This is a genomic window from Sphaerisporangium sp. NPDC049457 (genome assembly GCF_055586705.1).
On record NZ_JBVJHR010000015.1, the window covers coordinates 20021 to 28992 of the forward strand.

General features: G+C 71.6%; 6 protein-coding genes. 1 reads left to right on the forward strand and 5 read right to left on the reverse strand.

Annotated elements, in window-relative coordinates:
• Window positions 1-10 precede the first annotated feature (10 nt).
• From ACZ6QO_RS23235 to ACZ6QO_RS23250, 4 genes are all read right to left on the reverse strand, one after another.
• Window positions 11-1306, reverse strand: a complete 1296-nt coding sequence (locus ACZ6QO_RS23235) for a serpin family protein (RefSeq protein ID WP_465853679.1) — start codon at window positions 1304-1306, stop codon at window positions 11-13.
• A gap of 122 nt (window positions 1307-1428) precedes the next feature.
• Complete coding sequence (pgi, locus tag ACZ6QO_RS23240) at window positions 1429-3060, reverse strand: glucose-6-phosphate isomerase (protein ID WP_465853680.1); 1632 nt, start codon at window positions 3058-3060, stop codon at window positions 1429-1431.
• 50 nt (window positions 3061-3110) lie between these two features.
• The gene (locus ACZ6QO_RS23245; RefSeq protein ID WP_465853681.1) at window positions 3111-5465 is read right to left on the reverse strand and encodes a glycoside hydrolase family 65 protein; all 2355 of its coding nucleotides are present in this window, start codon (window positions 5463-5465) and stop codon (window positions 3111-3113) included.
• A complete protein-coding gene (locus tag ACZ6QO_RS23250; RefSeq protein WP_465853682.1) occupies window positions 5465-6205 on the reverse strand; it encodes a beta-phosphoglucomutase family hydrolase in 741 nt (246 codons plus the stop codon). The genes ACZ6QO_RS23245 and ACZ6QO_RS23250 overlap by 1 nt, the downstream gene beginning before the upstream one ends.
• Before the next feature lie 196 nt (window positions 6206-6401).
• On the opposite strand from ACZ6QO_RS23250, the gene ACZ6QO_RS23255 reads away from it, so the two are divergent.
• Window positions 6402-6818 carry a DUF6157 family protein gene (locus ACZ6QO_RS23255; RefSeq protein WP_465853683.1) on the forward strand — a complete coding sequence of 139 codons (417 nt, stop codon included), beginning with the start codon at window positions 6402-6404 and terminating at the stop codon, window positions 6816-6818.
• 25 nt (window positions 6819-6843) lie between these two features.
• On the opposite strand, the gene ACZ6QO_RS23260 is transcribed toward ACZ6QO_RS23255, so the two are convergent.
• Window positions 6844-8946, reverse strand: a complete 2103-nt coding sequence (locus ACZ6QO_RS23260; protein ID WP_465853684.1) for a hypothetical protein — start codon at window positions 8944-8946, stop codon at window positions 6844-6846.
• Window positions 8947-8972 lie beyond the last annotated feature (26 nt).

Below are 8972 nucleotides of genomic sequence, written 5' to 3' on the forward strand. Positions count from 1 at the left end.
CCGGGCGGGGCTACGCGGCGGCCGTGGGGTCGGCGACGTGGCCGATGAACAACGGCGCCGATGTCGGGCGGTGGACGATCGCGAACGCGAAGGGGTGGTCGGCGCGCACCTCGACGCTCTGTTCGGCGAGGGCCGAGGTGGGGAAGGCCAGCCCGGTCACCGCGGCCGCCTCCGTGCCCCACTCGTCGACGCTGATGTTCGCCCGGTGGACCGCCTGGCTGAGGAAGGCGCCGTCGGCGATGCCGGAGAAGTCGCCGCGGAACACCGCGCCCAGCCCGATGCGCCTCAGCGGCGCCGCGAGGTCCAGATCGGTGCCGAAGTCCCACCCCGGCAGGGCGAGGTCGACGCTCCGCGACCGCAGCCCCGCCGCGACCTGGGCGAGCGTCCCCGGGGAGAGCAGCGCGGCCGGGGACGCGCCGGGGCGCGGGACGAGCACCCACATGGCCAGTTCGCTCTTCGCGTAGGGCAGTTCGACGGCCTGCCAGCCGGCCCCGTCGGCGTACCGCAGGCCGGACTTCAGCCGCATGAGGTCGGCGCGCACGGTGGAGCCGTCGGCCCGGGTGAAGGCGGCGCCCGCCTCGGGAGGGCTCTCGGCGAACGGGTGCTGCCAGTCGGCCTTGAGGTACACGGCGTTGGCGATGACCACCCGGGTCGCCGGGTCCAGCCGGTCGAACAGCTTCTTGATCCGCCCGGCCGTCTGCTGATCGACCCAGGCGTTGATGGCGCCGGCGGCGTCCCCGCTGAAGTCCACCGTGCGCACGCCGGCGCCGTACTGCTCGGCCAGGACGCGCAGGAACTCCTGCCGGACCGGCAGGCCCTCCTGGGCGAACAGCCCGTTCGCGATGGCGGCGACCGGGGCGGCGCTCGGCTCGCGTGCGTCGCGCTCGGCTCGCCGGCCGGGCGGGGGCGGCGGGCCGTCGATGGTGACGATCCGCCGGGTGAGCGCGTTGAACGCCGTGTGCGGCCCGGCGGCGGGGAAGCCGAACACCTCGTCCAGCGCCGACGCGGCGGGGCCGGCGGCGCCCGCCCTGGCCATGGCGAAGGCGCAGGCGATGCTCAGCGGCGAGAACACCAGGTTCCGCTTCGCGTCGGCGGCGGCGGTGTAGAGGGCGTGCCCGAAGGCGGTGACGCCCTTGACGACCTCCCCGACCGGCGCGTCCGCCACGGGAGCCTGCCGGCTCACTCCTTGGGCCGTGAGCACGCGCGTGTCCCCTCCCCCTGTGCCGCAGCCGGCCGCGGCCGCCGCGGCCAGCGCGGCCACCAGGAACTCCCGCCTGCGCAACCGCCCCGGCTCGTCGATAGGCATACCCCTTCGACGTGTCAGGGCGGCGCGCGGTTCAAGCACGGCGACGACCGCGGGGCCGGCCGTCTCGGACGGCGGTGGCGCCGGAGGGCCAGGAGTCCTCCAGGCGCCGGTAACGCCGCAGGCTAGGAGTTCTTCAGGTGGCGGTAGCGGCGGATCAGGGTGTTGGTGGAGGAGTCGTGGGCCAGGTCGGGCTCGGTGTCGCTCTGCAGCTCGGGGGCGATCTGGCCGGCCAGGACCTTGCCCAGCTCGACGCCCCACTGGTCGTAGGAGTCGACGCCCCAGACGGTGCCCTGGGTGAACACGCTGTGCTCGTACAGGGCGACGAGCGCGCCCAGCACGCGCGGGGTGAGCCGCTCGGCGAGCAGCACGTTCGTGGGGCGGTTGCCCGGCATCACGCGGTGCGGCGCGACGCGCGGGTCGGTGCCCTCCGCGCGCACCTCCTCCTCGGTCTTGCCGAAGGCCAGCGCCTGGGCCTGGGCGAAGACGTTGGCCATGAGCAGGTCGTGGTGGTCGCGCAGCGGGTTGAGGCTCTTGCCGAAGCCGATGAGGTCCACCGGGATCAGGTGGGTGCCCTGGTGGATGAGCTGGTAGAAACTGTGCTGGCCGTTGGTGCCCGGCTCGCCCCAGTAGACCGGCCCGGTGTCGTAGTCGACGGGTTCGCCGTCGCGGGTCACCCGCTTGCCGTTGGACTCCATGGTGAGCTGCTGCAGGTAGGCGGGGAACCGCTTGAGGTACTGCTCGTAGGGCATGACGCCGATGCTCTGCGCGCCGAAGAAGTCGACGTACCAGACGGCGAGCAGGCCCATGAGGACGGGCAGGTTCCGCTCAAGGGGCGCGGTGCGGAAGTGCTCGTCCATCTCGTGGAAGCCGGCCAGCATCTCGTGGAAGTTCTCCGGCCCGATGGCGACCATGGTGGACAGCCCGATGGCGGAGTCCATGGAGTACCGGCCGCCGACCCAGTCCCAGAAGCCGAACATGTTGGCGGTGTCGATGCCGAAGTCGGCGACGCGCTGGGCGTTGGTGGACACCGCGACGAAGTGCCGGGCGATGGCCGCCTCGTCGCCGAGCCGCGCGACCAGCCAGTCGCGCGCCGAGTGGGCGTTGGCCAGGGTCTCGGAGGTGCCGAAGGTCTTGGAGGAGACGATGAACAGCGTCTCGTCGGCCGACAGGTCGCGGGTGGCCTCGACGATGTCGGTGGAGTCGACGTTCGACACGTAGCGGAACGTCAGGTCGCGGCGGCTGTAGTGGCGCAGCGCCTCGTACGCCATGACCGGGCCGAGGTCGGAGCCGCCGATGCCGATGTTGACGATGTTCTTGATCGGCTTGCCGGTGTGGCCCGTCCACTCGCCGGAGCGGACCCGCCGGGCGAAGTCGGCCATGCGGTCGAGGACCTCGTGCACCTCGGCGACGACGTCCACGCCCTCGACGACCAGCGAGGAACCCTTCGGCATGCGGAGTGCGACGTGCAGCACCGAGCGGTTCTCCGAGGTGTTGACGCGGTCGCCGCGGAACATCATGTCGCGGCGCTCCTCCACGCCGCTCTCTCGGGCGAGGTCGGCGAGCAGGCGCAGCGTCTCGGCGGTGACGCGGTTCTTGGAGTAGTCCAGGTACAGCCCGGCCGCCTCAGCGTTCATGCGGTCACCACGCCCCGGGTCCTCGGCGAACAGCTCGCGCAGGTGGCGGCGGCCGATCTCGGCGTGATGCTCTTGGAGCGCCTTCCACGAAGCGCGCTCGCGGAGCGGGGTGGTGGTCATGGTGCTTCCTCCGGTGAATGGTCAGGCGGCCGCGGGGCGGCCGTTCGATGTCAGCGCGTGTGGCGCGGGGCCGGCTCTCTGCCCGGCGGCTGGCGGATCTTCACCTCCGGCTCCGGCACCTTCACCGTAGGGCGGGTGACCGGCCTGCCGTCCAGCGTGAAGCCTTCCCCGTGGTGGTCGAGCGTGAGCGGCGGGCCGGAGACGAGCCGGTAGGTCGTCGAGGTGGGCGTGACGCCCACCCGCAGCAGCCTCCCGCGGTACCTCATCCGGAAGGCGAGCCGGGTGATGCCCGGCGGCAGTCTGGGGGCGAAGCCGATCTTGCCCCGGCCGGCGCGCATGCCGCCGAACCCGCACACCAGGGCGATCCACGCCCCCGCCAGCGAGGCCATGTGGACCCCGTCGTCGGTGTTCCTCTCCAGATCCGCCAGGTCCATGAGCGCGGCCTCGCCGAGGTAGGCGTGGGCGAGCGGCAGGTCTCCCACCTCGGCGGCCATCACCGCCTGGGTGCAGGCCGACAGCGAGGAGTCCCGCACGGTGATCGCCTCGTAGTAGGCGAAGTTCCTGGCCTTCTGCCCGGCCGTGAACGCGTCGCCGCGCAGGTGCATCGCCAGCACCAGGTCGGCCTGCTTGACGACCTGCTTGCGGTAGAGGTCGAAGTAGGGGAAGTGCAGCATCAGCGGGTACTGATCGGGCCGGGTGGCGGCGAAGTTCCAGGCCGCGTGCCCGGTGAACCCCTCGCTCTGGCAGTGCACGCCGAGCCGCTCGTCATAGGGCACGTACATGGCGGCGGCCGCGTCCCGCCAGACGGCGATCTCTTCGAGGGTGACGCCGAGCCGCTTGGCCGCGTCGATGTGGCGGGTGGCGACCTCGGCCGCCTCGCGCAGGTTCTCCTCGGCCATCAGGTTGGTGTAGACATTGTCGTCGGCGACGGCGCTGTACTCGTCCGGCCCGGTGACCCCGTCGATGCGGAACCGTCCCCGCGCGTCGTGGTGGCCGAGGGCGCACCACAGCCGCGCCGTGTCGGTCAGCAGGGGCAGCCCGGTCTCGCGCTCGAACTCGGTGTCCTCGGTGGCGTGGACGTAGCGGGTGACCGCGTGGGCGATGTCGGCGTTGACGTGGAAGGCCGCGGTGCCGGCCGGCCAGTAGCCCGAGCACTCTTCGCCGTTGATGGTGCGCCACGGGAAGGCGGCCCCGGCGAGCCCGAGCTGGGCGGCCCGCCGCCGCGCGGGCGGCAGGATCGACTGCCGCCACGACAGCGCGTCGGCGGCGGCGCGGGGGTAGGTGTAGGTGAGCACCGGCAGCACGAAGATCTCGGTGTCCCAGAAGGCGTGGCCGTCGTACCCCGAGCCGGTCAGCCCCTTGCCGGGGATGGGGCGGTCCTCCAGCCGCGCGGCCGACTGCACCAGGTGGAACAGCCCGAAGCGCACGGCCTGCTGCACCTCGGGGTCGCCGTCGAGCTCCACGTCCGCGCCGGCCCAGAACTCGTCGAGGAAGCGCCGCTGGTCGGCGAGCAGGCCGTCCCAGCCGACCAGCCGGGCGGCGGCCAGCGCCGCGACCACCTGGTCGTGCATGGCGGGACGGGACCGCTTGGCCGACCAGCCGTAGGAGAAGTACTTGACCAGCCGCAGCCGCTGACCGGCCCGCAGGCGCGTGGCGATGGTGACCCGGCTGACGTCACCCGAGCCGTCGGCGTCGATGACCGTCCGTTCCGGCCCGTCTATGTCGTGGCACATGGCGGCGGCGACCCGCAGCCGGCTGGCCCGCGTGGAGTGGATCATGATGGCCACCCCTTCCTTCGCGGGCACGTTCTCCTCCAGCGCCAGCGGCGACTCCAGCACCGCCGCGGCGCGCGGGTCGGCGGCCTGGTACGCCACGGTCTCGTTGGCGACCAGCTCCGACTGGACGACCACGCCGCACGTCCGGCCGATCGGCTCGACCTCGTAGTGGATCGCGGCCACCGCGCGGTGGGTGTAGGACACCAGCCGCGTGGAGGTGACCCGCACCTCGGCCCCGGTGGGAGAGCTCCAGCGGGCGCGGCGGGTGAGCGTCCCGGCGCGCAGGTCGAGGACGCGCTCGTGCTCGTGCAGCGTGCCGTAGCGCACGTCGAACGGCTCGTCGTCGACCATCAGCCTGATCAGCTTGCCGTTGGTGACGTTGACCACCGTCTGGCCGGACTCGGGGTAGCCGTAGCCGGCCTCGGCGTACGGCAGCGGGCGCAGCTCGTACACCGAGTTGAGGTAGGTGCCCGGCTGGCCGTGCGGCTCGCCCTCGTCGAGGTTGCCGCGCAGGCCGATGTGCCCGTTGGACAGGGCGAACACCGACTCGGTCTGCGCGATCACGTCGAGGTGGAGGTGCCGTTCGCGCACCGCCCAGGGCTCGACCTCGAAGGCCGGGTGCTGGATCATCACTGCTCCAGGAGGTCGGCGAGGTCGGTGACGACGATGTCGGCGCCGTTCTCGCGCAGCGCGTCCGCCTGCCCGGCCCGGTCGACGCCGACGACGACGGCGAACTTCCCCGCGCGGCCGGCCGCGACCCCGGCCAGGGCGTCCTCGAACACCGCCGCCTCGGCGGGCGCGAGGCCGAGCGCCTCGGCGGCGGCCAGGAACATGTCGGGCGCCGGCTTGCCCGCGAGGTCGCGCCGCTGCGCGACCTGGCCGTCCACCCGCGCCTGGAACAGGCCGGCGATGCCCGCGGCGTCGAGGACGCGCGCGGTGTTGGCGCTGGAGGACACCACGGCCCTGCGCAGCCCGGCCCGCTCGACCGCCTTGAGGTAGCGGAGCGAGCCGGGGAACACCTCGACGCCGTCCCTGTCCATGATCTGCTGCACGAGCGCGTTCTTGCGGTTGCTCAGCCCGTGCACCGTGGGCGCGTCGGGCGGGTCGTCGGGCGAGCCCTCGGGGAGGGTGATGCCTCGGGCGGCGAGGAAGCTCCGCGTGCCGTCCAGCCGCTTCTTGCCGTCGACGTACCGGTCGTAGTCGGCGGCCTCGTCGAACGGCACGAACGCGTCGCCGGTGCGCTCGGCCCGTCGCCGCAGGAATTCGTCGAACGTCGCCTTCCAGGCGGCGGCGTGCACCGTCGCCGTGCGTGTGAGCACGCCGTCCATGTCGAACAGGCATCCGCGGACCCCGTCGGGCAACCCGAGCATCGGCCCTCCCGATCATGTTCTCGGCGGATCTCCCGCGTAAGAGATCTCCCCTCCAACGTACCCCTGACGCCTCGGCCGCCTCACCGGACGCCGCCCTCGGCACCTTCGCGGCCGATGCCCGAAGCGGTAAAATCCGGCCACGCGCGTAGGCCACGCGTGTACAAGTGATCAACGGCCTCGGCAGGAGTCCTCCCCCATGGATGTGAACTACTACCAGACCTTCATCGCGGTGGCCGACGACTGTCCGGTGAGCGAGAGCGTGGTCCCGCAGGCCCGCGGCGGCAAGAAGACCGTCGCCGTGATCCAGCACGAGATGCTGGAAGGCAGCCCATATGTGCACACCTCGGAGGACGTGCTCTTCGAGTCCTGGCTCGCACGGCAGGGGCTCGCCGACCCCTCCGACGACGAGATCGCCCGGCTGCGCCACGAGTTCTTCGCCAGGCCGCAGGCCTGCCTGCGCGCCTCGCCACTGGCCAAGAAGTTCGGCTGGGGCCTCGCCTTCGACGACAAGGGCCGGGTGGCCCTCTACCCGATGGAGTCCGAGGAGTATCGCCGCCTCCTCACCGACGGCACCCACAAGGTCGTCAAGGCCATGCGCTCCGCCCGCGGCTGACCGTCCACTCTCGGACGCCAGGGGGTCAGCGGCGGCTCCCTGACGCGGCGGTGCGGACGACGGGCTCCCCCTCCTCATCCACGTCGACGATGTCGTCTTCGTCCGCGGAGTCCTCCGATCGGGTGCCGTCTTTGGACTCCTCCGTCGGGAACATGCCACCGGCCTCGTCTTCGGACGACGTGCCCTCGCCGGCCCGGGACCGCTTCGACGACCGGCGCGTCTCCTCGGCGTCGGACGAGGACTCCTGCCGCCTGTCGCCCCGGTTGAGCTCGACATCGCCCTCGTCCTCGCTGGAGAAGTACCCGTTCGGCGACATCCCGCCGCCGTCGGCGTAACTGTTGATCGCCGCGACGATGGCGAGTCTCAGTGTGGGGTTGTCGATGGCCTTGGCGAGATCGATGTCCTCCTGCTTCTCCGGCTCGTCCGGCACGTCCAACAGCGCGCGGAGCAGAGCCGGGGAGTCGGCGAGCGAGGCGGGCAGGGCCCATTCGTAGCTGCGGTAGTGCGTGTCCGCGACCGACAGGGGGACACCGTCGACGTCGCGCAGTGCGCGGATCGCGAGCCAGCACTTCAGGCAGCACAGCTTGGAGATGCCGATCGCGATCTTGACCTGGTCGAGGTTCCGCACCCGCTCCCCGAGCGTTTCCCGCTCGTCGGGCGGGAGGGCGTCCAATATCCGGTGCAGCCGGGCGCGCAACTGCTTGAAGCCGTCGGCCGACTGCGTCTCCGCGTGCACCGACTTGCTCAACTTGCCGGCGTAGGTGTACCGCGCGGTGGAGGCACTGGTGTTGATATGGCCCCACTCCGCTTCCAGCTCGGCGAGAAAGGCGATCGTCTTGCGCAGGCGCCGCTCGGCGATCCGCCAGTCGTCCTCGGTAGGAGTATCGCGCTGATCCAGCTTCGACTTCCCCAGGTCCGCCCAGATGGTGTCGAGGAGCTTTTGCAGGTCCCCTTCGGCCTTCCCGATCGAGACCCTCGCCGCGTCGAGGAGGGTGTCCAGCTGCCTCACCAAGGCGCCGTCAGGGACGTTGGCCCAAACCCGCAGTTCGTTCCCGGCGTGGGCGACGGCGACGCATTGCCGGCTGTCCCTCAGGTGCTGCATCACCCACGCCAGCCGGTCCAGCGACCGTTGCGCTTTGCTCGTCGCCCCGACCTTCGCCTGGCGGTAATCTTCGACGCCCCCTTTCCCCTGGACGCGGTCAGCCAGGTCGTCGTGCTTGGACTTGAGCCGGTCGTGGACCATCGATCTCACGGCCTGGTACTGCCGGTCATTGGGGAGCGGCGTCACCGGCAGCACGGTGTTCAGCTGGATGCGCCTCAGCAGAGTGATGGGATTGGCCTCGGCGCTGACCACCTCCGCGTAGCGGAGCGACGCCTCCCCCGAGTCACCCTCTCTCGCGGAGAGGGCTTCCAGCTCCGCGATGATGGACGGGTCATGCTCCTGGTTCCGCTCCCACGCCAGCTCCGCCAGGATCTCCGGCATCTCGCCGTCGGTGAGAAGCAGCGCATCGCCGAGCGATCGCCACAGGGCGGGGTCGGCCGGCGCCGGCATCTCTTTCGCGACCGAGATGACGTACTGAGGGGAGGAGAAGGGGGAGATCTTGCGGATATTCCTGATCCAGAACTGGACGAGATCGACCGGCCCGGTGTGGCCGACGAGTCTGGGCAGGGCGTTCACCCACGTCTGAGCGCGCCTGTCCACCCCTCGCAGCTGCACCAGAGCCGCGAAGTCGAGGTACTCCAGGACGTGCACGGCCAGCTCGATGGGCAACGCCTCCAGGAACGCGACCGTGCCCGGCGCGTCCAGAGCGGTGAGGCGGGGGATCGCCCGCAGGGTCCGGGGCGGATTCCGCGCCTGTTTCTTCTTCTTCAGCAAGCCGGCCGCCGGCTTGCTCTGGCGCGCGGGCCCCGGTGCGGCCTGCTCGGTCTCCATGGACGTCGCCGTGCCCCTGCCCGAGTCGCCGCCCGAGTCCCTGGCGGAGGTCTTCTCGGCCCGGTCCTGGTCCGACGATTCCTCGGCGGAGGCCGCCTTTTCCGCGTCCCTTGCCGCGTCCTTCGGCGCGGCCGCGTTCCCGGTCTGCTTGCGGGCGGTCTTCCGCGGCCTCTTGGACTTCTTTTCCTTGCCCATCGCCGGATCTCCTGTTCCGCCGGGCG

Bases quoted from the DNA above. Each gene is read 5' to 3' on its own strand.
- ACZ6QO_RS23250 (WP_465853682.1), bottom strand. From the start codon at position 6,205: ATGCTCGGGTTGCCCGACGGGGTCCGCGGATGCCTGTTCGACATGGAC.
- ACZ6QO_RS23235 (WP_465853679.1), bottom strand. From the start codon at position 1,306: ATGCCTATCGACGAGCCGGGGCGGTTGCGCAGGCGGGAGTTCCTGGTG.
- ACZ6QO_RS23255 (WP_465853683.1), top strand. From the start codon at position 6,402: ATGGATGTGAACTACTACCAGACCTTCATCGCGGTGGCCGACGACTGT.
- pgi (WP_465853680.1), bottom strand. From the start codon at position 3,060: ATGACCACCACCCCGCTCCGCGAGCGCGCTTCGTGGAAGGCGCTCCAA.
- ACZ6QO_RS23245 (WP_465853681.1), bottom strand. From the start codon at position 5,465: ATGATCCAGCACCCGGCCTTCGAGGTCGAGCCCTGGGCGGTGCGCGAA.
- ACZ6QO_RS23260 (WP_465853684.1), bottom strand. From the start codon at position 8,946: ATGGGCAAGGAAAAGAAGTCCAAGAGGCCGCGGAAGACCGCCCGCAAG.